Consider the following 25,689-nt stretch of genomic DNA (forward strand, 5'->3'; position numbering starts at 1 on the left):
TTTCTACACTTCCCTAGTCATGCTTACGGTCTCTTTATCCAAATATATAGTGGTTATGTAATGTTCCATTTCACTCAAGCTCATTTCTTTACAAATAAACTCATCAACTATTGTTCCATTATGAAGTATTCCAATCTTGTCGCAAAGTGAATGAGCTAATTCTAATAAATGCGTGGAGATAATAACTATTCCTTTTTCTGAGAATTTTTGAATATAACTCCTAATAATTTTCGAATTAATTAGATCTACACCTGTTAAAGGCTCATCTAAAATAATCATATCCGGGTCACTAATAATCGCTGAAGCAATTGAAACTTTTTGTTTCATGCCATTACTATATGTTTGAATTAACTTATGTTTTGCTTCCTCTAAATTAAATAATTTTAATAAATCAAATACAATTTTTTCTCTTGTTTCTTTTGGAATTTCAAACATTGCTGCAGAGAAAAGTAAATACTCTTGACCTGTTAAATATTCATATAATGAAGCATTATCTGGAACAAAACTTACTTTATTGTTGCTGTCGAATATAACTTCCCCATCATTTGGTTTCAAAAGTTGAGCTATTATTTTAAGTAGGGTAGTTTTCCCTACTCCATTTGTACCCACAAGGCCATATATCATGTTTTTTTCAATTTTTAAATCAATATTTTTCAAAACGCTTTTTTTATCATAGGATTTCGAAACATTTACTATTTCAATCACGATCTAAAAACACTTCCTTTATTGTTACTCTTTTTAAAAATGTAACAGTAATCATGAATACAAGTACACAAATAACAAACAAGCTAAAACTTAATATTAATACCAAATTGATTGTTAAATTCACATTGACGAATTCAGTTAGTATAAATAATGCACCGATGAAAAATGTATATAGAATCGTAATTCCATTGTTTAATAAGTTATTTAAAAAGCTTGCTTTATGTGATTCACCTATTTCATACTCATGTTCCCAGTTTATCCTAGGATAAAGGCCGGTAGTAGATATTTGAAATAATCCGCTTAATCCTCCATACGTTATCACAATAATCAATGATAAAATAAGTGTATTCAAATTAACTTTCAAGAAGAAATTTAATACAATAAGTGATATAAAACTTATAAATAACACGAAGATACAATATACTTTCCATTTTTCACGAACTAAATCCCAAATTGTAAAATTTCTATTAATAAACAGGTGCAAATTTTTAGATTCTCCATCTACTCCTAAAACCATACGTAAAGAATCCCCTACAATTTGGAATACAGCAAAGGAACAAGCCGACACAGCAGCGATTATCCCTATTGAACTACTCTTTGAAATATAATGGTCTATAAAAGGTATAGCCGCACCAACAAAGAATAAAACACCTATAATAGTTTTGCCAAGATGTCCAATGAACCATGAATTAGCACGAAGTATATGAAGCAAATCTTTTTGAAAAAAGTTGTTTTTATGCTTAGCAAATAACGGCTTCTTATACTTCACCTCTCTACCCATTTTCATGTCATAATAATTAATTAGATCCCATGAATTAAGTGTTTTAACCCATAAAATATGCAAAAAAACAATACTTAAAAAAAGTGCAATGCCTGCAGTTATCCAAATATTTATCGTAGTTTCTAAAAAAACATTTCTGTATACATTAAATATATCTGGCAATAAACTTACTGTTCTTATCATTTCATTTACTTCACTAAAAATATTCTTATAATTTAATAAAAATGAAATAATATAATAAGGAGCAAGTAAAGACACACACCCTAAAATTCCAAATATCACTAGACTATTCAACATATTTAAAGCCTTCAAGTAAAATAATTTAGATATAATAAATCTTATGTATGTAATTATCATAACTAACAATGCATAAATGCATAAAAACAGCGGGAAATAGATAATCAAAAAGATTGGATTAAAATTCATATTTATAGTGTATACACCTAAATAAACTGGTGTGAAAAAGACGCACCATAATAAAATTGAACTTTTCAGAATATTAAAATAGATCGTTGAAATTACTCTAATAACTCTAAAATCTTTTATCTGTAGTAAACTCTTTCTAGAATCATAGAAAAAAACTGACTGATGCTTATTAAAGAAATTTAATGAGTTATACAATGTTATAATGAGCATATATAATATTGCAAGATTAATAATAGATGTTAGATCCTGATTACCCTCAATGATTTTTGAAACAGAGAAAGCCACAATGTATAGTCCGAATGATAGAAAAACTAACATAAGCACAAAAATTCTCATTATTTGAGAAGGAGTATATTTATTAATAGACCAATCGACAAGAAATTTTCTAATATTTGTTAAGTTTGTGTAATATGATAGAGTTGCGACTTTTTTCAACATAAATATTAATCCTTTCTTTTTACGAGAGAAGAGGGGGATGAAAATATTATTTAAACTTTACCAAGATACAGCGAATTTTTTTCCGTTTTGTTTAATAACTGCTTTGATAGCGGTAATTCCTCCGACTGCAATTAAACCTGCACCACTTAGGCCAGCAACAGCTGCTACGATAGTCCATAAAGTTGAACCGCCTGCTATCATATCAATAACTACTCCTGCAGTTGCTTGACTAATTCCTAGTTTCGTAGCCAGCATACTGAAAGTTGTTTGAATCTCTGCAGCAGGTGCGGCTGCTAATTGTGTTGCCATTAAACCGAACATTAAAGAAACTACTGTTGCGACTATTATAAGTAATAGTGTTTGACTCTTTGTACTCTTGACCATTAATAATTCTCCCCTTTTTATCCCCCTCTAACAAAAGGATATCACTTCAAAAAATGGTAATCAATATAATTTTTAGAATTTACTTCAATTAGATACTAATTACCTGTATTATATATAAAAATAGATACATACTAAAATATATTAGATTGAAAAATGTTATTTATTTCTTAACAATCTCTTTTTTCGATAGTACTTAACGATCTAATGTTTATAACCTTGCACCCACAATTCTTTATTACCAACATGCACTTTGATTAATATCCTTTAATTGTAAAAAACAACTTATAGTTCATCTCATCACCCAGTTTTCTAAATTAGACTTTCTTTATTTAAGAAACCCAAGAAGATTTGGATATTCCTTGAACCAGATTAAGCAAAATCCTATATTCGCTTATTTAATAGAAACTGACCGCCTCTTATATCAACCTCAAAGGATCGCAGTCCATTTTTATGCACCATTTTGTCCTTCTCTCGATGACAAGAAAAGTCATTCCGGAAAGCACCGGATCTTTTCTTTACATAACAAGTAAACCCATCATTTTCCGGTATCGTCACTTTAACATTTGCTCCAGTTGAAGTAGATTTAAGTGAATTTAGCATGTTTGTAGAATGAATCTGCATCCTTCTACCTGTTACATGCAGATCAACGTCAGAAAAGGCACCCGACAACTCAACTTTTGACGATGTGGCGTGCAGTAATAATCTTTTTGCGGTCAGTTGCCGACTAGAAATAAGCCCACCTACTGTCTCTAAATGAAGATGCTTGATTTCACCTGATAGCATTGCTTTTCCAGACGTTAAATGACAAGAGGCATTTTCCACCTTCAATCTCTCTGCCTGAAGATTTGCTCCTTTACAACGAATGGAAATGGACTGTAATTGTTGTTTAGGGAGAAAAATAGCGACATCAGTTTTATAAAGTTGAAGCCCAAAGCTGAGTATTTTTTTTCGTCTATCTTGAATGAACAGTCGTCCATCTTTTACCTGATGATGCATCAAATAACGCTTTGGAAACACTTGATTGGTCGTTTGACGAATGATGAGATAAGGATGATCATGGTGTTGAATACACACCTCTCCGAGCAACCAATCCAACGATAATTCTACGACCGATTCTTCAATTTGAATCGTATGCTCCATATGTCTCCCTCCTTGTATACTCGCTTATCTCGCTTGAAGCCGGGTCATGCGGCCCCATAACTCCAAGATCACAATGAGGACCGCTATCATCATGACTCCTGACAAAATGACATTCATTTGATCATTTCCATAAACAGCGATTAATACGTTTCCTAAAACAGCACATAGAACAATCGCAGTCAGAATGGTCATGAAAGTAGACCTCTTCATTACCCCCACTCTCATCGCAATCATGCCAATTCCATTGATACAGCAAGTAAACACTAGGTACGTTTTGATCACAGTGAACATCACATCAGCTGTCAGCGCATCTTGAACTATAGGGAAGAATGTTTCAGTGACACTAAACACAACAAATGAAGGAATGATACTACACAGCATGACAATTGTAGAAAAGCACAGCATCCAAACCATTCTCGAAAGGAGGGATGACTTCATACTTAATGAATGAGATTCATGTTCTTTCAATGCGGTCACTATTACTCGACAATACATCATGGCTGTGACGATCGAAAAAAAGATCATCCATACTATACTCGTCAACAAATAGATATTCGGATATTGCTGAAAACCTATTTCCTGTTCAACCTGTGCAACAAACGCGACAAAATAAATAAACACCAGCAGTACAATACTGATAATCATACTAGCTTGAATATAATGTTTCATATGACTTTTTCTTAGCTCAAGTTTTACGAAGTGAAGCATAAGGGATCCTCCTATGAAATGAATTTTGCTTTTGACTCTTTTCTGGCCATTTAGGTTCCATGCTGATCATATCCACCAATCCCAGCATAATGCGCTGTGACCTTTTGAATAAATAGATCACTCACCACATCCACTCCGAGACCTTTCATCATCTGTTGTAAAAACAGTAAACGCTGACTAGTTTCCTGCTCATCACGAGCAAATAACGTTGGGTTCAGCCATATATTCACGAGAAGCATAAACACTTCTGCCACTTCACCAGGAAATGCAGTTGTCATCGAACCATCATCAATTCCTTCAAGAATCAGCTGTTTGATTTTAAGCGCATCCTGATTGACTCCTGCCTTCATCCCTTCAACCACAAATTGCGGGTTTTTGATCTGGTCAACCAAGATCCCATCAATCGAATGAGATTTTGGATCTGCCACTAGCTGCTCTAAAATACGCTGCAGCTTCTCTTTTGCATGCGCTGCTTCTGTATGCTTAATCAGATCTTCAAGCTTCTCAGTCGCATGACGAAATTGCCTCTCCATCACGGCACGTAATATTTCTTCCTTCGATTTGAAATGATGATAAATAGCCCCTTTAGACATGTTCAATTCATGGATAATATCCTGCAAACTCGTCTTTTCGAATCCTTTTTCCTGAAACAGCTTCGTCGACACATCTAAAATTTGCTGGATTGTCTTTTCTGGATATTTATTTCTGGCCAAATAAAACGCCTCCTTTTACATACCGACCGTTGGTATGTATTTTAATCTACTTCATGATAAACTGTCAATATAGGTTCTTTATATAAAAAAAGACCGCTCACACGGTCTCTATTTTTTAACTTGGGTCACTAGATGATGCCGGGATGGTATATTACTAACGATGACTCTCGTTGTTAGATAGAAACTCTCTAAAATCAGCTGCAATTTCCTTTGATTTCGTATGATGCAAATAATGGCCGCCTTTGAAAGTAACTACTTTGCCGTGATCTACATTTTTCAATAGCTCTTCATGCATTGGTTTCCAGTTTGGTGTTTCTTTCTCCGTTTGATCTGCTAGATAGAAAACTACAGGGAGCTTTTTAGGAAAATGTAGGCGTTGAGCGTTTTTAAAATTGTTTCTAAAGTTATCTGCCTCACTAGCTTGGCTTTCATCCATGAAATTTCGGAAGGTCAGCATTTTAATCTGATCTTTCGTTCGATCATCTACTTTAGGCATCACCAGTTGATCTGGATTCACTTTCAATAACAATCTGTAAAGGCCAGATTGATTGAGCAGTTGCAAACTGGAAACCGGCAATTCATCCGTTTCCTGCTTAGGAACACTATTATCAATTCCAACAAATGCTTTCACTTCTTTTTCATATTGATTCACATATTCTAATCCATAAATGCCAAAAATCGAATGCCCCATCAACGTATACTCATTAATGTTGAGCTTCTGCAAACATTCATGAATCTCATCTACAATGTTTTGACTTGTCCGTGCTTTATCTGTATCGTCACTTAAACCATAGCCAAATGGTTCAATTACTACGACTCTATAATAAGGTGATAATTCATCTACTAGCGGCTTAAAATCTAGCACTGGCGAAGCAGTTCCATAGCCTGGCAGAAGTACAATCGTTTCTTTCCCATCGCCTTGAATGAGCACATTCATTTGCTTCCCATCCACCAAGACCTTTTGCCCATAAGCTTCTATTTTCCCCTTCTCCCGTTCATTACTAATGAGGTTTACAAAATAAACAGTAGCTAGAAAAACAACCATGACCGTGATAATGGTACATATAGATATCAGCATGATTCTCAATATTTTTTTCATTGGTTTTCTCTTCCCTTCATGATGAAGAACTCTAGCTTACATCCATCGATGAAAATTAATATTTTCTTTCACAATAGATGATACCGATTGTATTTGCGCAAACACTTGATACATACATAAAAGTAATCGCTATATAAAACCACTCTGTTGGAGATGAAAATTGATGGACTAAAGATTGAATGATAACAACTAATAGATAAGCTAAAGCAACACCTACAATAGAAAAACTTCCGGCTTTCGCTAAAATAAATTGACCCCGTTCATCCTGCTTATATTCACGGCTTTTCTTATATTGAAAGGCCGTACTTAAGATAGAAAGGATAATCAGAGAATAAAGTATGATCGTCGTCATCATCGTTGTTCCTCCTTGTCGACCTCTTGAAATACGTCATATAAATCAACTTCAAATGTTCTCGCAATTTGAAATGCTAGTTTTAAGGACAAAGAATATTTACCATTTTCAATCGCTGCCACAGTTTGACGAGTCACACCTAACTTCTCTGCCAAATCCTTTTGTGTCCAGTCTTTTTCTGCCCGTAATACCTTAATTCTATTTTTAATCTCCATTTCAAATTCCTTTCTTAAAGGAAGATTTTTTTAACAATATGTTAAAAATAATTAACATTATGTTAATTAACAATAACCTCTTTTCTTCTGTATGTCAATTTCACCGGATGCAAAAAAAAGAATCATCCATTTTGAAAGGCCTACCTCAAAATGAATGATTCTCTATAAATGATGTGATCATCTGATTTAAAACACTTTCCTCTGGTAAATCGCAGTAGAAAGTCCCCAAGACAGCAAGTAGATGAGCATAATCAGTACAGTTGACCCCGTATATAAAATAGGGATCGATAAATTCATGATAAAATCAGTGATTCCACTGAATTGCTCTGCTAAATAGAGAAAAACAGGCGGTCCCATAGTAGATAATAGGATAAAGCCAATGAGCACTACCGTTGTGATATAACCAGGCTTTAAGATATAAAATAATGGAAACGTACACGCCGCAAACAATAAAAACAACCCGCTGCCAAGAGCAATATCCGTTATCGAAAACAGCTTCCCAAAACTAAAGAAAGCAGCACTTGTCAGCCCGATCGCAATGACCATATAAAAAACGGCACCAAGATAACGGGCTGCAATAATTTCATTCCGTGTATAAGGCAAAGAATTTAAGAGAATATTCGTTTCTGCCATTTCATCATAAGCATATGTGTTAAATGGAATGAAGACACTAGCGACTAGAAACGTTAATACTGGATGGACATCCATGAAAATAAAAAACAAGATAAACGGAATAAAAATAAGTAACTGCTTCTTTTGCAAAATCACATCACGCTTAATTAAATGAAACATGCGCAACCCCGCCTTTCAAATAAAACATGATATCCTCAAGCGACGCCGGTTCAATCACAACAGCATCCCCAAAAATAAGTTTCACCTCATCAATCCGATCTGTTAATGCTTCAAATCCGGCTGCCGTACGCTGAATATGGATAAACGCCTTTTCTGTGTCTCGATCCAACAAATCCAGACTCCCCTTCACAAGCGCATAATTCTCCGCTACCTCGTGAATCGACTGTTGAAAGACCAATCTTCCATTTTGTATAAACGCAATATAATCCGCGATGCGATCTAAATCAGTCGTCATATGCGTCGAGAAAAAAATCGTTCGATTTCCATCAATCAGCAATTCTTGTAACGTGCCGAGCAGCTCTCTTCTAAAGACCGGATCCAACCCAGCAGTTGGTTCATCCATGATAATCAGCTCTGCATGATGCGACAGCGCAATCGCAAGTGACGCCTTCATCTGCATCCCTTTTGAAAATGTTTTGATCGCTTTATTCAGCGGCAGACCAAACTGTTCAATATATTGATAAAAAAGCTGGTCATCCCAGCGTTTATAGGCAGGTGCCACAATTCGTTTAATGTCTTTTAAATTCAATCCTGGGAAAAAAACGTTAGCATCGTAAACAAAGCCGATTCGTTCCTTAATCTCTTTTTCATGGGTGCGATAATCTAAACCGAAAATTTTAACCTCACCCGAATCTGGTTTTAACAAATTCATAATCATTTTAATCGTGGTCGACTTACCAGCGCCATTTTCTCCAATAAACCCTGTAACAAAGCCTTTTTTGACCTGTAAATCAAGATTCTGAACAGAAAAGTCCTTGAATCGTTTTGATACTCCTTTGAATTCAATCACGTGCTCCACTCATCTCACTCCTCATACAAGAACTTTAATAACTGCTGCAATTCATCAAAAGATAAGCCTAATTCCTTGCCGTTTGTGACAACTGCTCCAAGCTGTTCCTCAATCACCTTCAATTTTTTCTCTCTCATGACCTCTAGGTTTTGCTCCGCAACAAATGATCCCTTACCGACAATCGAATAAATAAATCCTGCCTTCTCTAACTCTTCATATGCTCGCTTTGTTGTGATGACGCTGATTTGTAAATCCTTCGCCAGCTTTCGAATAGACGGCAGTGCCGCGCCTTCCGCCAGCTCACTCGTTAAAATCATCGATTTGATTTGATTCGTAATTTGCTCATAGATGGGCTCCTTAGAGTAGTTTGAAATCGTAATTTGCATATAAAAACCTCTTTTTTCTGATAGTTGGAACAAAATATTGTATATACACTATATATACATTATATACACACTAAAATAATATTCAACCATTTTAAAAATGTTCTCCTCATTTTTTTAAAATAGAATGCAATTAAAAAACCGCACAGCCCTTAAGCAATGCGGTCCTTTTATCTTTTGCATTTGAATTCATTCGACGAGCAATGAGTGTAAATAAAGAGCATATTGTTATAAGTAATGTGGAATTCTCCACTTATCTTGAGTTGATAATAGGGCTTATCTCTGAACAATTATTCTTTTTTAACTTTGTTTTACCTTGGCATCACTTTATAAAATTAGTCTCTAAATTTTTCACTGTCTATGGTTTTTGTTGCTCTGTATTTGGCCTTGCTCCCCTTAGCGCTTACGATTACAAAAATTAACTATGATGTTTGTATTAGGTAATTTTATATAAAAAAAGAGGGGAGTCATTAGAAAACTGAAAAATGGTGACTCCTCCTCTTATCATAACGTTGGATCTCCATCAGCGTTTAATGAAGAAATATCAACTTGTACACACCTACCATTTGTCTAAGTTCCAAAGACTTGTTTAAACTTATTGCAATCATTAAAGAAAAGAAAGCTCGCTCGATTTATCGAATAAAAACCCTTATAGTCATTTTTTACTCACTGTCATGGCTGGTGTAAATCGATTGGAGTGAGATTACTCACATATCACGTTCAGCGCTTTATAAATCTATTGCACTTCATTTTGTGGAATTTCTATAAAAGGGTAATTATTAACTAGCGTTTACTTTTAAACTATCAAGATATGCGTAATAAAACTTCTCCTATAAATATTCCTATATTTTTTCACTGAAATTGTCTATAAACATTGAAAATACCAATAATTTAGAATAAAATATATTTGGGATTTATAGAAATAAATCCCTTTATACAAAATAACGGAAAGGTGCTTGGTAATTATGAACTCTTCTGTAATTAGTAAAGAAAATGCTGTTAACAAATCATTTATCTTCACTCTAAGTGATGAGGAACGAGACTTTTTATTTAACGAATTAAATCAGATTCAGTACGATCCAACAGGAAATACAGATTACATAACAGAAGTTCGAATGGCAGCAATGCGAGCTCTTCCGAAAGAAATTGTGAAATTTCTCAATCAACAGAAAACCTCATTGAAACCAGCTCCATATATTATTTTTGAAAATCTTCCAACAGATAAAGAAGTTAGATTCACACCAGATTCTCAAGATATCCCCCTAGAGGCTAAGTCAGGATTTATAAGTGAAAACCTCATAATTGCGATTGGATCACTAATTGGAGAACCTTATTCCATGTTTCATGAAGGCCAAAATATTGTTAATAACTTAATACCCAGCCTAAAAGCAAAAAAAGAATATACAGGACTTGGTTCTGAGTATGAGTTGGATTTTCATATTGAAAATGCTGCATTAAAGTTTATGGGAACTAATAATTTTTCACCATCTGGATTACTTCTTACAGGTGTAAATAACGATCCAAAAAAGCCTCTTACACGTTTGTCTGACGCACGGGAAGCATTAAGACTTTTGTCCGAGCAAGATATTGAACAATTAAGTCAGCCTCTTTATCGAATTAAAGTCCCGTATCGCTGGAGAGTTTCAACGCCGGTCGAATTACAAGAGACAAGTCCTTCACCAATTATAAAAGGAACAATTGATTTACCAGAGGTTACAGCTGCATTTTATCCAGATATGGTAGCACCTATTAATAACTTAGCAGCTACATCATTAGAGAAATTTAGAAATGCGATTCGTAAAGTTTCATTTGGTATTGATGTTAATCCAGGTCGTCTAGTGTATATTAATAATCGATTTACATTTCATTCAAGAGATGCCTTCAAACCTACTTTGGATAAATCAGGTAACCCAATTCGGTGGTTGCAGCGGATTTTTATAGCACCTGATTTATGGAATCACCGTACTCTAGAACCTGTTAAAGATCGAGTTTTTAAACTTGCTTTAAATCACTAACGAGTGTGAAAACGCCATAGAATGAAAATTAGCATTCTATGGCGTTTTTTTCTATTTTAAAGGTTGTTTTCAGTTTCTTTTTGTGTTTGACATTTATTGTTTCTTTCCGATAAGTTAAGCCATATACCCCCTATTGATATAAACAATATTAATAGGAAGAACGGTAGTTTATATCCATTAAAATAGTCCACTGATAAGCCAAATAGGGAGGGTGCCAGCACAATAAAAATTTGATTTAAAGTTAAACCAAAGCTTACAGTTAATCCAATAAAATCTTTATCTGCTTTTTCAGATATTAGCACAATAAATAAACTGTACCATCCCACTCCTAAAAAACCTAAAATGAAACAAATTATATAAAGTCCCCATAGTGGAAGATAATTCAAAAAGTAGACTAGAACAATTAAAATAATGACAGTTAATAATATTGTAAGTTGTAATGGCTTACTTCTATCTCCATTAAACAAATTGTCACTCATCCATGCTAACAATATCCGTCCAATTGCACCGCCAATTAAAACCACACTTAACAACGTTCCAGAAATACTTAATGATATATGTAAGGTATTGCTTAGATAACTCATCAGGTGAGCTAATATGATTAATTGTAAAGAAATCATACTCATTCCAATAAAAAATACTGGATAAAGACTCGATTTTGCTTTGATCTTATTAATTTTCTCAAAAAAACGATCATTCTGTTGTCTTTGCGCAGTCATTCCATGATCTTTGTAGAAAATTGAAAAGATTATACCACCTGCAATTGCTACAATAGCTTGTGTTAATTTAACTGAAGATAAACCATAATTATAAAAGAAAAAAGGTAGGGATGTTGAAGCTAAAGCACCACCAAGTGGTATTCCAGTTTGACGAATCCCCATTGCAAGTCCTCTGTTTTTGTTTTTAGGGAACCAATTGATGATTGCACTGCTCCCCCCTGGTTGAGCCGTCCCATACCAAACCCCGACAAAAGCAAGAACAATCAAAAGGTATACATATTCATTAATAGGAATTGTTATTAACATGGTAAGTCCTAGTAAGATTGAGCCTATTCCTACAACCCACCGCTCACCGTATTTATCCATTATGTTACCGAATATTAGCATAGAAAATATAGGGCCAATATTTACAGCTGATACAATTAAACCTGTTTGAAATTGTGATAAGTTATATATTTCTTGACAAAATGTTGCTAAAGGACCTACTCCGTAATTTACAAATGTTGCACACGTTTGTGAAAAGGTAGCTATTATGAGTATAACCCATCTATAGCTCCCCTTTTCATGATTAGCTTTAATTTGTGACATGTAACCCACCTCTCTTTTTATTCTAAATATGTAAACTTTATGTCATTATCTCAAAAATAAAAAGAAGTTTGAATGGGATTTTTAAATTTTCTATCCGCTTTAAAATATACTGGATGAATGTTATATAACGGTGACCTGTATAAGTGTCAGAGAAAATTATAAAATTCAATCATCACCCTAGTAGGAATAGTTCTTAGATTCAATTAAGATTGAACCAGCATTTATACATATTTATTTTTTCCAATACTCATGATTAGTAAAAATTAATTTTGAGGATTTCTAAAAGAGTCATAGGAGATTACAGTCTTAAAGTGCTCTATTCTCAATAGTAAACTCCTTACCTGTTCACGTTTTAATAAAGCATTTATTTCCAATACACCCATTTTCCCATCATCCACTCCACCGGACCTCTTCTCCATTTTTTCAAATAGAGATAGCTGATGAACAGCTGTGCTGTATAAAGTCCGACAGCCAGCAGCAGTCCAAACATTGACCCCATCTGTCCAAATAGACCAAGTCCATAAGAATAGAAAATCGTTGTACAAATGATAGACTGCGCCAAATAATTTGATAGGGACAAACGGCCAAGCCCTGCAAGCAAACGTTTGAGGCCTTCGGCTGCCTTCGAATAGTAGAAAACAATAAAAGCTTGAATATACCCGATCGCCAGTACATAGCCACCGAGAATCATAACGAATTCACTCCAAGGCGCATCAATGAACGTCGCACATTTTAGCGCAAGCCCGACGACAATGACCCAGACCCAGCCTTTGCGATAAGCCATCCCTCGATCTTCTTCCGTGAGATGTCCTCGTTTACCAATCACCATACCTAGCAATGCAAACGGCCCCACCATCATCGTACCGAAAAGAAACCCTAGTATCGGCATAAGCGTAATGGTCACGATCGCCAGAATGACGGTCACAATCAGCATATCGTCTTCAACCGTAACCCGGCTGAGCAAAATATCCCCATATGCTCCCTTCGCATACACATCGGTTAAAAGTTCATCAGTCCCATAAACAAATTTCATCATGTATGGCAAAACGACTAATGACAACGCACCTAACACACCCGACCAAATCAGCATTGTTTTAATCCGGCTGCTCAAAAACATCATCAAGAAAAACGTACAAGCTCCATAATAAAGAAGAATGTCACCATTCCAAATAAAGATGTAATGCAGCATCCCAAGAACAATCAGACCAAAACCACGGCGAACGACAATGGCATTCGTATTTAGTCCCTTGGCCTTCGTCGATTCAATCAGCTTGATAAAAGAATACCCAAACAAAAAGGAAAAAATCGGATAAAAAGACCCTTGGAACAATATTTCAGTCAGATAAACGCCGAATTCCTGCCCCCAAAAACTCGAATCAAACATTTTCTCAAAATCATAATCATATTGAAAATTAAGCATATTCACGATCAAAATACCTAATAAACTAAAACCACGTAAACTATCAATTAACTCAACCCTAGATCCCTTCAACACGACAGCTCCTTCGGAAAATATAAAAGCATATTTATCCTACCACACTTTTAAAAAATTGGTCTCTACACCCATGTAAAAACATGCGTTTTAAGGTAAATTTAATAAAAAAACCTAGAATATACATTCTAGGTTTCATACGAATGAATTGATGAATGATGACTTTCTTCTTTCCGCATCACACGGTTCAAATAAAACAAAATCCCCAATCCCCAAAAAATCAACGTCAGCTCCCAGTCTGCTGAAATCGAAAACCATTTCAGTATCATTAAAGCCAACAAAACCGCTCCAATCCCAGCGAAAAAAATGGCGTTTCTTTTTAATTCTTTGTTTGATTGAAACAACACTCTCTCCTCCCTGATACTTGCTAACTAATTGAATGTTTTTCTATCTTTTTCAATATTTTTTCCAAACCGCTATCTCCCATTTTCCGATCTATTAAATTTCCCTCTTCATCTATAAGGCAAAAGCTAGGTAACCCTTGAATCTTATACTTTGCAACAATCTCATAATCCTGATCCAACACAATAGGAGCGGTCATATTTTTTTCCTCTGCATATTCTGAAACAACATCTACCGACTTTTCATCTTCTGTATATGGAACATGGACACAGGTTAAATGAATACCCAACTGATTTACACGATATAGAATGTGGTCGGTTAATTCTTCACAATGCGGACAGTTGACTGACCAAAAATATAGAAGTTGCTGTCCCTCAGATAAACTCCTTTGATCTGAAGGAAAAATCCAAGGGAGGTGCTCAGGCCAATTGAGTTTTTGCGTTTCCACTATTTATCCCCCTTTTCCTTTAGCTGAAAAGCAATAATCTTCCCTAATGCTTCCTCTGCAGCAAAAGGAGTGACGCTGCCTGTTGGATTTTCTTGTTCTTGTTTTAAGCACTCGTACATGTTTTTTTCAATTTTTGATGGATCAATCCAAGAGATACACCATGATGCCCAGAAACAAGTAGGTCCCTCATAACGTTTAGCCAGTGCCAGAAGGAATGGCAAGCTAGGCTGTCCAATCCTCATGAGTGACATGGCAGCGGCCATTCTTGTATCCTCTTCTTCACTTTCTAATAGCTGCGCTAGTGGCTCAGCTGCTTCTCCCGCATCTGCTCCAAATTCACCAAGTACAGCTGCTGCAATGTTCCGCAGAGATCCTTTTTCTTTTAAAGCCTCAACAAGGACGGGCACTGCATCTTTTCCGAACTTTCTCAATTCCCCTATTGCTTGAACGATCGTTACTTCATTTGTATTTGCCAATTGTTGAACTGATTGAGACAGCTTATTTTCTGGTTTCATTGACAATCAACTCCTCTTTTTAATGAACCGCACGGTATCGATAACAAAGCACATAAAATCCTGCTCCAGCCACTAGGGATACAATTGTTGTCAACAAGCCATCAGTGATTAGATGAATGCTAATCATAACCATAGCACTAATCACAGACGCAAATAGCAATGATCGATAATAGGCGGCCAAAGCAAAACTCCTTTCTCGTCTCAGGGGCTGCATAAAGGCAAAGTGCCGTATGGCCAAAAACCATATATAAACTCCTCCACCAAATAAGGTCCAATACAATACATCCTGAATCTCAATTAAATAAAGAGAAATCAAGTAGAACGCATACAGCCAAAAGGTTTGAAACACTTCTAACAGGATGATTTTTTGATATAAAGCACCTGGAAAAAGATAGAGCACTCCTGTTTGTGCGTGTCTTACAATCCCAGCATAATATGAACTAAAAAGAACGGATGAAGCGATGACGATTAAGAATAGATTCAGCCAATCAGAAAAATAAGTAAGGACGACATAGTAAGTACCAATTAACAGCATGGTAGATAACAAATGAAAGGCCGCATACTTTTTTAGCAGCAATAATTCAATCCAAAGAAAAGCCCAGCTACCCGTTAATGACGGAAGCCCCCACCATGTCTTGCCCTTTTTTTGAACGATTGGACTTGATTGAATGTGTTTCCCCTCAAATTCTTCCCAAAATACTGCCTCCTTGACTAAAGACTCCTTCATCTCTAAACGATGACTAGCCTTGTACATCATCATGAAAGATAGGAACATTACTCCAATAAAGATGAAGAAAGAAAGAATGGAGAACTCTTCAATCATACGTCCAGCTTGAAACATCAAAGAATCAGCCATTTTCATCAAGAAGAGCTGTTTCATCATGAATTGATTCAAAACAAGCAGTGCAAAGAAGCAAAACATCAATACAAAACTAAGTATGAACAGGCGCTTATATACTCGAATGGTTCTAGCACAAGACATCGCAATCATCCAAGTTTCAACCAAACATAACAGCCCTGTGAGAATGAGTGATCTTCCAAGGAGAAACGGGTACTGCTGCGTCATAAAAAACAGAAGTAAATCCGCAGCCACAGCAGAGACAATAAGAAGAGCCCCTCGCCAAAAAATGTGATATAACCATACACTGATGACAACTGTCCATAGAGAAGCGCCATTTCCATATAACCAAATGATATCGTTCATTTGACTAGGCAGACGATTTGTAAACAAGCCAAACCCCGTATAAAGAACAAACAAACAGACAATGATCCACCCAGCTGCAACCGCATTCCAATCACCCATACTTGAAACTGCGCTTAGCTGAAAACCAATTGCCGCAATGAAAAGAAGTAAGATCAGAAAAGGCATTTTCTTTTCTTGATTTTTACTGATCAAGCGCCTTTGAGATTTCATCCATAAAAGGGAGAGTGTGTTATTCACTTGACCACTCCCCCAGAAGTTGAATGACTTCTGCCCTCCACTCACTCTGTTCTTCCTTTAATTGAGGAACATCCATATTCTTCATGATGGCACCGTCTCGAATCAATACCACCCTACTGGCCGTATCGAGAACGAACTCCAGACTATGAGTCGACACAAAGACCGACCCACCTTGACTGCTTTTTTGTCTCAGCCAATCCGACAGCCACTGTTTTGATGGAATATCTAACCCGACAGTCGGTTCATCTAATATAAAAAGGGAGGCATCTTGAACAATGGCCCCTGCTAAGACGACACGCTGCTTTTGACCTCTTGACAGCCTTCCGCACAGTTCGTTCATCTTTTTTTCCATATGTACTTCTTTCAACGCCCCATATACCTTTTCCTTGATCTGTTTTAAGCCTTTATGATATCCTCGAGCACGGAATTGAACATGTTCAGCAGCCGTTAAGTCTGGATACAAATACGGCTGATCAGGAATAAGAGCTACTTGTTTTTGGACATGGGAATGACCAGGCGGGAAACCCTCAATGAGAATTTCCCCTCCATCTGGTTTATATAGCCCCGTTAAACACCGAATCGTTGTCGTCTTCCCGGCTCCATTAGGCCCGAGTAGCGCCACAACCTCACCTGCTTCGATGGAAAATGACAGACCCTCTATCCCATCACCATTGCTATATCGTTTGCTTATATTCTGAACCTCCATGAATGGCATCAAATCTCTCCCTTACTATTAGGATGTATGCTGAGGCTTCTTGGTATGTAGATATCTTTGAAGTTTAAATTGCCATAAGGGCATACAAACGAGCACTAAATTGTGAACAAAATGTGCCGCCAGTACACTAATAAATCCATAATTCACAAAAAGAAAACCAAGGAAGCACCCAAAAACAAAAAGATGCGTCCAGCGAATCCATCTTGGATCATATCCTGTCACCTGATGCATAATTGCCCACAGTAAAGATGATATTAAAATGGACAATATCATACTCCCACTTAACCAAAATATTAAAGAAATCATTAAGAGTCGGTAAATGACTTCTTCTCCAATAGAACTTTGCAGGCTCATATTAAGCCCTTGTCTTAAGGTAAAGCCGGATAAGAACATACTCCTATTTGATAATTCTGGTGATATACGTAATCGATTCATTCTCTCTAACAAATAAAAAACAAGTGATGTGATACCTAAACTAATTATTCCGGCGCTAAGACCGATAAATATCTGGACAGTGCTTTGATCTAGAAATTTTAGTCCTAATTCATTCACAAGAGCACCTCCTGCCAATGAACATATAAATACTACAAATCCTGTCAATAATCCTGCAAACAAAGTAGATAGTATGCCAAGTAATTGAACAGTATGAACACTCATCCTAGCATCGTAAGCATTTACTATCGTTAGTTGTATATCTTCCTTTATTGTGAGAGATTGCACTAGTACAATAATCAAACCCAGTATAAGACTTAATGTGATTTGAATTTGGACATTCATTAAGACTAAAACTAATATAGCAATGATCATCGCAGCGGCAGACCCTAACATACCTGAGATGCCAAAAGTAGACTCAACTTGTTCATCTCTTATTACTTTGTTCATTTGATCTGTTAGAATCTCTGTATCTGTGCCGATATAAGTGATCACACCAGATTGCATTTCAACTGTTACCTTAAGTCGAATATCTTCCTTTTCAGCAAGATACCAATACGTTTTGATTTCACGAAAATCCTCTTCTTTTGAACCTGAACCAGTTGGTTTGGTCTTAGCCCATAATCCCTTTGAAGAATAAGTTAATTGTTCTTTTAATCCTTCTAATGATATTTGAGCACCTTTATTAGGTAATGAAGTTTGCCTTACATCGGCGTAAAAAAAAGTAACTTCGCGTTTTGCGTTTACTCCTATGACGAATGATTGATTTTGATGAACAAAGCGAACACGCCATGACTCTACCAAGCCCATTTCGTGAAGAATATGTCTATTTTTTTTCAACAAGCCTAAATGATGTAGCTTATTCACTGTTTCATGATCATACCAATAGACTGAATATACATCCCATTCCTCTACATCTATACCCACGAATTCTCTAATAAAGTCAATACTGACTTTTCTTGCCTCACTTCTATCTAGAAGATTTGATTCTATGGTTGATACTCTATACTTCGTAAACAGAAAAAGCCCTATCAATCCAAGACCTGCCCACAAAATAAAAGTTATACTATCCATGAGTAATTCCTGCTCTCATATTATTTTCAAAAGGAAGGTCTGGCTCGGAGAGTTCAACTTTTCCTATACATTTACAATTTTTCGCTTCACATTTCAATTTCAACAGCCTTGCTGGCGATCCAATTTCAGAAAAAGAATCTGTTAGAATATGACCTAAAGAGATATCCTCTAACTGACAAGGTGTGACATAACCATCCGCCCTTATATACCAAGCCAAATAACCAGGTGTACAGAAATCGGTTGTAAAAGAATTTTCTTCATTTTCCCAATCAATTATATTCAAATGGTGCCCCCACTTATGACGTGCCTGTTGCAACTGGCTTTGAACAAGCTTTTCAAACGACGTTTCTAACGCTTTAAAATTTCTAGTAGCACGTCCCACGGATAAAGTTTTACCAGCACGGAAAATAGATGCATTTGCTTTTGCACAATGATCTACTACCTCTGCTACTTGATCAGCGTTCATTTCATTGATCGTCATTGCAACAATCACTGGAACGTTTGCTTCTGATAATCGTTGGATCGTTGCCATACTCTCTTGAAAAGCACCTTTCCTTCCTCTTAATGCATCGTGAGTATCACTCGTACCATCAATGCTAATTTGTACAGATACATTTCCTAAATGACTAAGCAATTCTATTTCTTCTTGCCTCCAGTTTAAACCATTGCTAAACACATTTACGTTAGTGAATAATGAACTGGCAGCCATTACAATTTCTTTAAAACCTTTAATCAGCTTGGCTTCACCTCCAGTTAAAGTGACATCAGCGACGCCTTGTGCTGCTAACTTCTGCATTACATCAATCCACTGTGAACATGTTAACTCTTCGGGGTAAGGCTTACCAGAACTGGCATAACAAAAGGAACATCCCAAGTTACAAGCGTTTGTTAATTGGAGAGTACAACTAATAGGCAAATAGGAATTTAAAGATCCAGAGAATTGAATAGGTTGATCCAGTAATCCTTGCATCCAAGCTTCAGTAAAAGGATGAGCACTCAATTCTTCTCGAAGTTGATCAGCTGTTAGCTCTTCTTTTTTAACGATTTCCCAGATACGAGCTGTTTTACTTAAGTCTTTATTCTTAGATAATAAAAATGCGAGCTGTGCCCCTCTTCCACTCAATCTAAAATAATACATTGATTTTCTATCTATCATGACAGCTCCATGAGGCTGTAAATGGATCGCTAATTCAGGTAAATCATACTCTACTAGTCGATTATTTGACATAAATAGACACCCCTTTTGTAGAATAAGGAGTTAGCAATATATGCTTAACTCCCTATGTTTTCCCTTAAATAGCCCGCATTGCAGGATGCGGTAGCGCACACACACGTGTCATTGCAATACTTTTCGAGGCCCAGCACCCCATACATCCAGCAGCCTTTACAATCGAAGTACCCCCTGGACGCTTAAGGCTTTTTTTACTCACAGATTCCCATTCTTTTTGGTTTCGTGTCATAAGTAAAACCTCCTCTTAAATTTTGCATAGTGTCAATAGACCCATCTCCTATGCACCCTGATATTACCATATGAAAAATGTCGAAGTAAGGGGAATTGTGTAAAATATTCTAAAATTATACTTAAAAGTAATTTTAATATAGATGGTAATTAAAAAAAGATTGGATTTGATTATCCAATCTTTTTCGCATTTTCTATTTTAGTGATTTCTGAACTAACCCATTCCATCTACAAACCATATTCAAACTAATCGTTCACCCTATACCATCTCCTGACACGCCCAAGCATCCACCTCTACCTTTAAAGCAGGAGAAGCCAATGCCACCACATAAATCATCGTCATACAAGGCAGATGATCGCCTAAAAACTGCCCCATGATTCGTTTCCTACTCTCAGCAACGAACTCTCCCACGAGATAAAAAACTAGTTTCGTTATATCTTCGACGGCCATATCTGCCGCTTCTACGTTTCGCTTCACATTCTCTAACGCTAATTCGAGCTGCTCCAACGGACTTTCGGGGATTGTTCCATCCACCTCCATCCCCACTTGACCTGATAAGGTTAACCACCGCTGTGGCCCTGTTGTCTCTATTTGATGGGTATATGGTGCAACTGGCGGGTGAATGGTCTCAGGATTACGTGATGTTCTCATGAATAAAAACCCCTTTTCTGAAAATACAGTCATTTTTTATCATCATATCAAATTTTCTACCTTATTCAGATTTTTATGCTCATAGTAAACTTGCAGAAACAATCGCAACAGCCTGCTATAATTCTTGTTTTCTAAAAAGAAAACATCCGATGAAAAAAAAGAAAACAATCAATACCGATACACCTAGAAAACTAGTAAGTGCCTGATCCGAATAAGTCCCTTTATGAATCATCTCTTCGGCTGCACTTGTCACGCCTTTAGGCGCAAACTTCCCTAATGTCTCTTCATAAAATGAGGGAACGGTAAACAGAATAAGGTTGATCAAAAGCGATACACCGCCAGCTGTGACAGAACGTTGAAAGAACGCCGAAGCACAAATGGTCGATACCACAATCAACAATAAATTTGGATAATAAAGAAGTGTTCCTTTTAACACATTGACCCAATCCAGATGCCCAAATTGAATGTCCACATAATAAACAGAGGCAAGCACCGCCACCATCAAACTAAACAAAGTCAAACAGGCATAGGCGCATATTTTTGAAACATAATAACTCGTTCGACTGATCGGTTTCACCATAATCATCGCGGTCACTCCAGAGGCACGCTCTCCTGCGATCGTTCCCATGACGATCATAATCAGGATAAACACACCTAGCGAATCAAATTTACTCAATGCACTCGCCAAAGCCTCTCCTGCACTTGGCTCTGGTATATAAAATGTAGACCCTTCAGGTAAATTAGCTGATTTCGATAGAAGATCCGGCAGCATTTTGAGCGTAATAGGCTGTGTGATCATTAAAATCGTAAAAATAATCGGCACAAATAAAATTTTATAACTAGTGAATAACTCCCTAAATTCCTTTTTCAACATCATCATGCAGTCACAACCTTCATGAAAATATCTTCAAGCGTCAGCTTAGATAGGCGATAATGGAGGATAACACCGCCAGATTCAGTGATCAGACGAGGCAGCTCCTTCAATGCCTTTTGTTGATCGTTCACTCGCACCTGATAACCGTCCCCTGCATCAATGCATTCCTCCACCCAATCCAGCTCCTTTAACAAAGCCACTAAATTCGTATTCTGTTGTTCTAATTGAAATTCAATCACCGGCTGGATATAGTCTTCTTTGATCTGTTTCATGGAAGAGGACATCTCAATTTTTCCGCTGTTGATCATGATAATATGATCCGCCACTCGTTCAATGTCATCTAAAATATGGGTCGACATAAAGATCAGCATCTCATGCTTTAGACGCTCAATCAAAGTCAGGACATCTTTCCTTCCCATTGGATCAAGTGCAGACACAGGCTCATCCAAAATAAGAACCTTCGGGCTGTTGATGAGCGCTTGTGCAATGGCAAGCCTCTGCTTCATGCCTCCGCTATAGCTGCCAATGGCACGATCCTTCGCCTCATATATGTGGCAAAGCTTCAACAATTCCTCTGTTTTGGATTGAATGATGTTCTTCTCTAATTGAAATAACCCGCCAACCCAATGCATCCACTCCTGCCCCGTCATATCCTGATAAAATGCAGGCTGTTGCGGACAATAGCCAATCACATGACTAATGTCATCCATGTCCTTTGTCACATCCATACCCGCCACCTTCACAACGCCAGACGTAGGACGAGCAAGCCCCGTCAAAATCCGAATCGTCGTTGTCTTCCCCGCTCCATTGGCTCCTAAAAAGCCGACACATCCAACCTCCCCAACAGAAAACGAAACGTTTTTTAAAACTTCATTCGGGCCATACGATTTCGTCAGCCCATGACACTCCAACATATTCAAACGAACTCCCCCTTTTAAGAATGCTTACGACCAAAAATGAAATACGCAATAGGACCGACACTCGCCACAAACACAATCACCAAAGCCCAAACCCACTTCACCTCTCCCCTGATTCTCGATGGATCTCTTTTCAGCAAATCGAACAAACCAATCACCATCAAAATCGCTTGCAGTAAAATAAGAGGTAATATCATCTTCATATCCATCCACGCCACTCCCTTTTCAAACACTAATTTGTTTTGATATCACTTCTTTTGACGACATGAAGGGTGACTTCGTTCAAATGGATTTTATTTTTATCGATCAAGTGGTCTATAAGATATAAAAAAGCCCAGTGAAGGCACCTTCACTGGGCTTACGTGTTATAGATGTTTATGATGAACCTCGCAAAATCTTTTCCATCTTCTTTCCTTTCGCTAATTCATCAATTAGCTTATCCAGATAACGAATGTTTTTCATGGTTTCTTCCTCAATATCCTCCACTCGAACACCACAGATGACCCCTTTGATTAAACTGCGGGAAGGATGCAGCTCAGGAGCCTCAGAAAAAAAGGTTTCAACGTCTATCTGTTTGTTCAACTGTTCCTGTAACTCTTCTGGACTGTACCCTGTTAACCAACAAATAATCGTATCGACTTCAGCCTTCGTTTTTCCCTTTCTTTCCACCTTTGCGATATAGAGAGGATAGACTTTTGCGAAGCTCATTGTATAGATTTTAGGTTTGTTCATGTGTTTTTCTCTCTTTCTTTGTTAAATATTCAACCTGTATTGCCTTCTCTACGTGCCGCTCTCTTAGTATGCCTATTCCCTTTTTATTACCCGCATCTTTTTTGAAAGACCTATATTTATGAAATTGAACGAAACAGAATCCTAGAAATACACAAATCGGTCCTTCGACGGTAGCAGGACCACCAATCAACAAATAAGAGCTAATAAACAATGCGATATAAACGATGAAGAAAAAAGCAATTCCCCATTTTTCCTTTTTTAAATATTTACTCATAATGACTCCGCTCCCTTGAAGATGTACGATCTTATCGAATCTATCTTTCATTTTAATTAGTTCTTTAGACACAAAAATACCCCTTTAGACAATTATATCTAAAGGGGTATCAAAAATCCGAGATTTTATTGAAACCTACTCCACCGTCACACTCTTCGCAAGGTTACGTGGTTTATCCACATCACACCCGCGGTGAAGGGCTGCGTAGTAAGCGATTAGCTGTAATGGAACAACAGATGCAAGTGGTGCAAGTGCTGGGTGTACAGCTGGAAGGACGAAACGGTCGCCTTCGTCTTCTAAGCCTTTTAGTGAGATGACACATGGGTTTGCACCACGTGCAACGACTTCTTTAACGTTACCGCGAATGCTGAGGTTCACGTGCTCTTGCGTTGCAAGGGCAATGACCGGTGTGCCTTCTTCAATTAAAGCAATGGTGCCATGTTTGAGTTCTCCGCCAGCAAATCCTTCTGCTTGGATGTAAGAGATCTCTTTTAGTTTGAGTGAACCTTCAAGGCACACATAGTAATCAAGTCCTCTTCCGATAAAGAATGCGTTACGTGTCACTGTGAAGAAGTCACGAGCGATTTGTTCCATTTCATCCTTTTGATCGACAAGGGCTTCCATTGCGTTTGCTACAATTCCAAGCTCTTTCACAAGGTCGAAGTCAAGAGATTGACCATTTAATTCAGCTGCAACAGATGCAAGGATCGCAAGAACAGCGATTTGCGCTGTGTAAGCTTTTGTTGAAGCCACTGCGATTTCTGGTCCTGCATGAAGAAGCAATGTGAAATCCGCTTCACGAGAAAGCGTAGATCCTGGTACGTTTGTGATTGTTAATGCTTTATGACCAAGCTCTTTGACTTGAACAAGTACAGCACGGCTGTCCGCAGTCTCCCCAGATTGAGAAAGGAAGATGAACAACGGTTTTTTCGATAGAAGCGGCATGTTGTAAGAGAATTCACTTGCTACATGGACTTCTACAGGTACTTTTGCCCAGTCTTCAATGTATTGTTTACCGACAAGTCCTGCATGGTAGCTCGTTCCACAAGCCACAATGTAAATGCGGTCTGCTTCTGCTACTGCGCTTGCGATATCGCCAGCGACTGACAGCTTACCGTTTTCGTCTTGATATTCTTGGATGATTTTGCGCATGACAAGCGGCTGCTCATCCGTTTCTTTTAACATGTAGTGAGGATATGTGCCTTTCTCGATGTCGCTTGCATCTAGCTCAGCGATATAAGAAGGACGTGTCATGATATCACCGTCAAGGTTTTTGATGATAACCTCGTCTTTTGTGACAATGACCATTTCTTTATCCATTAATTCCGCATATTCGTTTGTTACTTGAAGCATCGCCATTGCGTCAGAAGCGACAACGTTGAAATCTTCTCCGAAACCTACCAATAATGGGCTTTTGTTTTTCGCCACATAGATTGTTTCTTTGTTTTCGTTATCGAAAAGAGCAATTGCGTAAGAGCCTTTTAGTTGAAGAAGCGTTTGACGGAAAGCTTCCTCTGTATCAAGACCTCTGTTCACAAATTGTTCGATGACTTGAACAACAACCTCTGTATCTGTGTCGCTTTTTAGTGTGACGTCTTGTAAATATTCGCGTGTCAATTGTACATAGTTCTCGATGACACCGTTATGAACAAGCGTAAAACGGCCAGAAGCACTTTGATGCGGATGCGCGTTTAGATGGCTTGGTACACCGTGTGTTGCCCAGCGTGTATGTCCGATTCCAGCTGAAGATGCTACGTTTGCATCAACAACTTCACGAAGCTCAGCGATACGTCCTTTTTCTTTGAACACATGCACGCCTTCTTCGTTTGCCACAGCGATACCTGCAGAGTCATACCCACGGTACTCAAGCTTTTCTAAACCCTTTAATAAGATTTCCTTCGCATCATTCTGACCGATATAACCTACGATTCCACACATAAATATTCTTCCTCCCGTTCATGTGAAAGGGACAAAGAAAGCCTACTACAATAGAAGGGACATTTCTTCGTCCCTC

30 protein-coding genes are annotated in these 25,689 nt (G+C 37.3%); 1 reads left to right on the forward strand and 29 read right to left on the reverse strand.

Features of this window, described 5'->3' with window-relative positions; all coding sequences use genetic code 11:
• Positions 1-3 precede the first annotated feature (3 nt).
• The 12 genes from QRN39_RS01395 to QRN39_RS01450 form a co-directional block, all read right to left on the reverse strand.
• Entirely contained in the window at positions 4-705 is a 702-nt protein-coding gene (locus tag QRN39_RS01395) for an ABC transporter ATP-binding protein (RefSeq protein ID WP_284905884.1), read from the reverse strand.
• The gene (locus QRN39_RS01400) at positions 698-2,350 is read right to left on the reverse strand and encodes a hypothetical protein (RefSeq protein WP_284905886.1); all 1,653 of its coding nucleotides are present in this window, start codon (positions 2,348-2,350) and stop codon (positions 698-700) included. The genes QRN39_RS01395 and QRN39_RS01400 overlap by 8 nt, the downstream gene beginning before the upstream one ends.
• A 57-nt stretch (positions 2,351-2,407) precedes the next feature.
• Positions 2,408-2,734 (reverse strand): circular bacteriocin, circularin A/uberolysin family, encoded by a 327-nt coding sequence (locus QRN39_RS01405; RefSeq protein WP_284905887.1) that lies wholly within the window; start codon positions 2,732-2,734, stop codon positions 2,408-2,410.
• A gap of 381 nt (positions 2,735-3,115) precedes the next feature.
• The gene (locus QRN39_RS01410) at positions 3,116-3,874 is read right to left on the reverse strand and encodes a DUF4097 family beta strand repeat-containing protein (protein ID WP_284905889.1); all 759 of its coding nucleotides are present in this window, start codon (positions 3,872-3,874) and stop codon (positions 3,116-3,118) included.
• A gap of 24 nt (positions 3,875-3,898) precedes the next feature.
• Complete coding sequence (locus QRN39_RS01415) at positions 3,899-4,582, reverse strand: bacitracin ABC transporter permease (RefSeq protein ID WP_284905892.1); 684 nt, start codon at positions 4,580-4,582, stop codon at positions 3,899-3,901.
• 50 nt (positions 4,583-4,632) lie between these two features.
• Complete coding sequence (locus QRN39_RS01420) at positions 4,633-5,265, reverse strand: TetR/AcrR family transcriptional regulator (RefSeq protein WP_284905971.1); 633 nt, start codon at positions 5,263-5,265, stop codon at positions 4,633-4,635.
• A gap of 184 nt (positions 5,266-5,449) precedes the next feature.
• Complete coding sequence (locus QRN39_RS01425) at positions 5,450-6,394, reverse strand: alpha/beta fold hydrolase (RefSeq protein ID WP_284905894.1); 945 nt, start codon at positions 6,392-6,394, stop codon at positions 5,450-5,452.
• Between the two features lie 55 nt (positions 6,395-6,449).
• Positions 6,450-6,746, reverse strand: coding sequence for a hypothetical protein (locus tag QRN39_RS01430; RefSeq protein ID WP_223249605.1), 297 nt, complete (start codon positions 6,744-6,746; stop codon positions 6,450-6,452).
• The gene (locus QRN39_RS01435) at positions 6,746-6,961 is read right to left on the reverse strand and encodes a helix-turn-helix transcriptional regulator (protein ID WP_251191218.1); all 216 of its coding nucleotides are present in this window, start codon (positions 6,959-6,961) and stop codon (positions 6,746-6,748) included. Before QRN39_RS01435 ends, QRN39_RS01430 begins: the two co-directional genes overlap by 1 nt.
• Before the next feature lie 186 nt (positions 6,962-7,147).
• Positions 7,148-7,753, reverse strand: a complete 606-nt coding sequence (locus QRN39_RS01440; protein WP_284905898.1) for an ABC-2 transporter permease — start codon at positions 7,751-7,753, stop codon at positions 7,148-7,150.
• On the reverse strand, positions 7,737-8,612 hold the full coding sequence (locus QRN39_RS01445) for an ABC transporter ATP-binding protein (protein ID WP_251191219.1): 876 nt from the start codon (positions 8,610-8,612) through the stop codon (positions 7,737-7,739). Before QRN39_RS01445 ends, QRN39_RS01440 begins: the two co-directional genes overlap by 17 nt.
• Positions 8,613-8,617: 5 nt before the next feature.
• Positions 8,618-8,989: a GntR family transcriptional regulator gene (locus tag QRN39_RS01450; protein ID WP_050943421.1), complete on the reverse strand. Its 372-nt coding sequence runs from the start codon at positions 8,987-8,989 to the stop codon at positions 8,618-8,620.
• 962 nt (positions 8,990-9,951) lie between these two features.
• Here QRN39_RS01450 and QRN39_RS01460 point away from each other — a divergent pair.
• On the forward strand, positions 9,952-11,001 hold the full coding sequence (locus QRN39_RS01460; RefSeq protein WP_233421696.1) for a TauD/TfdA family dioxygenase: 1,050 nt from the start codon (positions 9,952-9,954) through the stop codon (positions 10,999-11,001).
• A gap of 56 nt (positions 11,002-11,057) precedes the next feature.
• On the opposite strand, the gene QRN39_RS01465 is transcribed toward QRN39_RS01460, so the two are convergent.
• The 17 genes from QRN39_RS01465 to glmS all read right to left on the reverse strand — a co-directional run bounded on the left by QRN39_RS01465 (position 11,058) and on the right by glmS (position 25,613).
• Positions 11,058-12,308, reverse strand: coding sequence for an MFS transporter (locus QRN39_RS01465; RefSeq protein WP_284905901.1), 1,251 nt, complete (start codon positions 12,306-12,308; stop codon positions 11,058-11,060).
• Between the two features lie 364 nt (positions 12,309-12,672).
• The gene (locus QRN39_RS01470) at positions 12,673-13,800 is read right to left on the reverse strand and encodes a DUF418 domain-containing protein (RefSeq protein WP_350225036.1); all 1,128 of its coding nucleotides are present in this window, start codon (positions 13,798-13,800) and stop codon (positions 12,673-12,675) included.
• 128 nt (positions 13,801-13,928) lie between these two features.
• Positions 13,929-14,144, reverse strand: a complete 216-nt coding sequence (locus QRN39_RS01475; RefSeq protein WP_284905905.1) for a hypothetical protein — start codon at positions 14,142-14,144, stop codon at positions 13,929-13,931.
• A gap of 23 nt (positions 14,145-14,167) precedes the next feature.
• Positions 14,168-14,590, reverse strand: a complete 423-nt coding sequence (locus QRN39_RS01480) for a TlpA family protein disulfide reductase (protein ID WP_284905907.1) — start codon at positions 14,588-14,590, stop codon at positions 14,168-14,170.
• Positions 14,590-15,105, reverse strand: coding sequence for a HEAT repeat domain-containing protein (locus QRN39_RS01485; protein WP_106029700.1), 516 nt, complete (start codon positions 15,103-15,105; stop codon positions 14,590-14,592). The genes QRN39_RS01480 and QRN39_RS01485 overlap by 1 nt, the downstream gene beginning before the upstream one ends.
• A gap of 19 nt (positions 15,106-15,124) precedes the next feature.
• The gene (gene skfF, locus QRN39_RS01490; protein ID WP_113386651.1) at positions 15,125-16,546 is read right to left on the reverse strand and encodes a sporulation killing factor system integral membrane protein; all 1,422 of its coding nucleotides are present in this window, start codon (positions 16,544-16,546) and stop codon (positions 15,125-15,127) included.
• On the reverse strand, positions 16,539-17,261 hold the full coding sequence (locus tag QRN39_RS01495; protein WP_050943432.1) for an ABC transporter ATP-binding protein: 723 nt from the start codon (positions 17,259-17,261) through the stop codon (positions 16,539-16,541). The genes skfF and QRN39_RS01495 overlap by 8 nt, the downstream gene beginning before the upstream one ends.
• A gap of 18 nt (positions 17,262-17,279) precedes the next feature.
• Positions 17,280-18,767 (reverse strand): CPBP family intramembrane glutamic endopeptidase, encoded by a 1,488-nt coding sequence (locus QRN39_RS01500; protein WP_284905911.1) that lies wholly within the window; start codon positions 18,765-18,767, stop codon positions 17,280-17,282.
• A complete protein-coding gene (skfB, locus tag QRN39_RS01505) occupies positions 18,760-19,995 on the reverse strand; it encodes a sporulation killing factor system radical SAM maturase (RefSeq protein WP_284905913.1) in 1,236 nt (411 codons plus the stop codon). Before skfB ends, QRN39_RS01500 begins: the two co-directional genes overlap by 8 nt.
• A gap of 64 nt (positions 19,996-20,059) precedes the next feature.
• Complete coding sequence (gene skfA, locus QRN39_RS01510) at positions 20,060-20,227, reverse strand: sporulation killing factor (protein WP_017366484.1); 168 nt, start codon at positions 20,225-20,227, stop codon at positions 20,060-20,062.
• Between the two features lie 258 nt (positions 20,228-20,485).
• Positions 20,486-20,878 carry a RidA family protein gene (locus QRN39_RS01515; protein WP_284905916.1) on the reverse strand — a complete coding sequence of 131 codons (393 nt, stop codon included), beginning with the start codon at positions 20,876-20,878 and terminating at the stop codon, positions 20,486-20,488.
• Positions 20,879-20,993: 115 nt separating this feature from the next.
• Entirely contained in the window at positions 20,994-21,758 is a 765-nt protein-coding gene (locus tag QRN39_RS01520; RefSeq protein ID WP_284905919.1) for an ABC transporter permease, read from the reverse strand.
• The gene (locus QRN39_RS01525) at positions 21,755-22,672 is read right to left on the reverse strand and encodes an ABC transporter ATP-binding protein (RefSeq protein ID WP_335363899.1); all 918 of its coding nucleotides are present in this window, start codon (positions 22,670-22,672) and stop codon (positions 21,755-21,757) included. Before QRN39_RS01525 ends, QRN39_RS01520 begins: the two co-directional genes overlap by 4 nt.
• Before the next feature lie 14 nt (positions 22,673-22,686).
• The gene (locus tag QRN39_RS01530; RefSeq protein WP_137055138.1) at positions 22,687-22,878 is read right to left on the reverse strand and encodes a PLD nuclease N-terminal domain-containing protein; all 192 of its coding nucleotides are present in this window, start codon (positions 22,876-22,878) and stop codon (positions 22,687-22,689) included.
• A gap of 166 nt (positions 22,879-23,044) precedes the next feature.
• Positions 23,045-23,401, reverse strand: a complete 357-nt coding sequence (locus QRN39_RS01535; RefSeq protein WP_034324064.1) for a DUF2200 domain-containing protein — start codon at positions 23,399-23,401, stop codon at positions 23,045-23,047.
• A complete protein-coding gene (locus QRN39_RS01540) occupies positions 23,388-23,747 on the reverse strand; it encodes a hypothetical protein (protein ID WP_050943441.1) in 360 nt (119 codons plus the stop codon). The genes QRN39_RS01535 and QRN39_RS01540 overlap by 14 nt, the downstream gene beginning before the upstream one ends.
• A gap of 63 nt (positions 23,748-23,810) precedes the next feature.
• On the reverse strand, positions 23,811-25,613 hold the full coding sequence (gene glmS, locus QRN39_RS01545) for a glutamine--fructose-6-phosphate transaminase (isomerizing) (RefSeq protein ID WP_008360582.1): 1,803 nt from the start codon (positions 25,611-25,613) through the stop codon (positions 23,811-23,813).
• Positions 25,614-25,689: the final 76 nt, after the last annotated feature.

The sequence above is a fragment of the Bacillus sp. lyk4-R2A-2 genome (assembly GCF_030209735.1).
GTDB lineage: Bacteria > Bacillota > Bacilli > Bacillales > Bacillaceae > Bacillus > Bacillus pumilus.

Bases quoted from the DNA above. Each gene is read 5' to 3' on its own strand.
- QRN39_RS01520 (WP_284905919.1), bottom strand. From the start codon at position 21,758: ATGATGATGTTGAAAAAGGAATTTAGGGAGTTATTCACTAGTTATAAA.
- QRN39_RS01460 (WP_233421696.1), top strand. From the start codon at position 9,952: ATGAACTCTTCTGTAATTAGTAAAGAAAATGCTGTTAACAAATCATTT.
- QRN39_RS01535 (WP_034324064.1), bottom strand. From the start codon at position 23,401: ATGAACAAACCTAAAATCTATACAATGAGCTTCGCAAAAGTCTATCCT.
- QRN39_RS01465 (WP_284905901.1), bottom strand. From the start codon at position 12,308: ATGTCACAAATTAAAGCTAATCATGAAAAGGGGAGCTATAGATGGGTT.
- skfA (WP_017366484.1), bottom strand. From the start codon at position 20,227: ATGACACGAAACCAAAAAGAATGGGAATCTGTGAGTAAAAAAAGCCTT.
- QRN39_RS01405 (WP_284905887.1), bottom strand. From the start codon at position 2,734: ATGGTCAAGAGTACAAAGAGTCAAACACTATTACTTATAATAGTCGCA.
- glmS (WP_008360582.1), bottom strand. From the start codon at position 25,613: ATGTGTGGAATCGTAGGTTATATCGGTCAGAATGATGCGAAGGAAATC.
- QRN39_RS01530 (WP_137055138.1), bottom strand. From the start codon at position 22,878: ATGGATATGAAGATGATATTACCTCTTATTTTACTGCAAGCGATTTTG.
- QRN39_RS01415 (WP_284905892.1), bottom strand. From the start codon at position 4,582: ATGCTTCACTTCGTAAAACTTGAGCTAAGAAAAAGTCATATGAAACAT.
- QRN39_RS01410 (WP_284905889.1), bottom strand. From the start codon at position 3,874: ATGGAGCATACGATTCAAATTGAAGAATCGGTCGTAGAATTATCGTTG.
- QRN39_RS01450 (WP_050943421.1), bottom strand. From the start codon at position 8,989: ATGCAAATTACGATTTCAAACTACTCTAAGGAGCCCATCTATGAGCAA.
- QRN39_RS01440 (WP_284905898.1), bottom strand. From the start codon at position 7,753: ATGTTTCATTTAATTAAGCGTGATGTGATTTTGCAAAAGAAGCAGTTA.
- QRN39_RS01400 (WP_284905886.1), bottom strand. From the start codon at position 2,350: ATGTTGAAAAAAGTCGCAACTCTATCATATTACACAAACTTAACAAAT.
- QRN39_RS01425 (WP_284905894.1), bottom strand. From the start codon at position 6,394: ATGAAAAAAATATTGAGAATCATGCTGATATCTATATGTACCATTATC.
- QRN39_RS01495 (WP_050943432.1), bottom strand. From the start codon at position 17,261: ATGCCATTCATGGAGGTTCAGAATATAAGCAAACGATATAGCAATGGT.
- skfB (WP_284905913.1), bottom strand. From the start codon at position 19,995: ATGTCAAATAATCGACTAGTAGAGTATGATTTACCTGAATTAGCGATC.
- QRN39_RS01515 (WP_284905916.1), bottom strand. From the start codon at position 20,878: ATGAGAACATCACGTAATCCTGAGACCATTCACCCGCCAGTTGCACCA.
- QRN39_RS01500 (WP_284905911.1), bottom strand. From the start codon at position 18,767: ATGGATAGTATAACTTTTATTTTGTGGGCAGGTCTTGGATTGATAGGG.
- QRN39_RS01485 (WP_106029700.1), bottom strand. From the start codon at position 15,105: ATGAAACCAGAAAATAAGCTGTCTCAATCAGTTCAACAATTGGCAAAT.
- QRN39_RS01430 (WP_223249605.1), bottom strand. From the start codon at position 6,746: ATGACGACGATCATACTTTATTCTCTGATTATCCTTTCTATCTTAAGT.
- QRN39_RS01435 (WP_251191218.1), bottom strand. From the start codon at position 6,961: ATGGAGATTAAAAATAGAATTAAGGTATTACGGGCAGAAAAAGACTGG.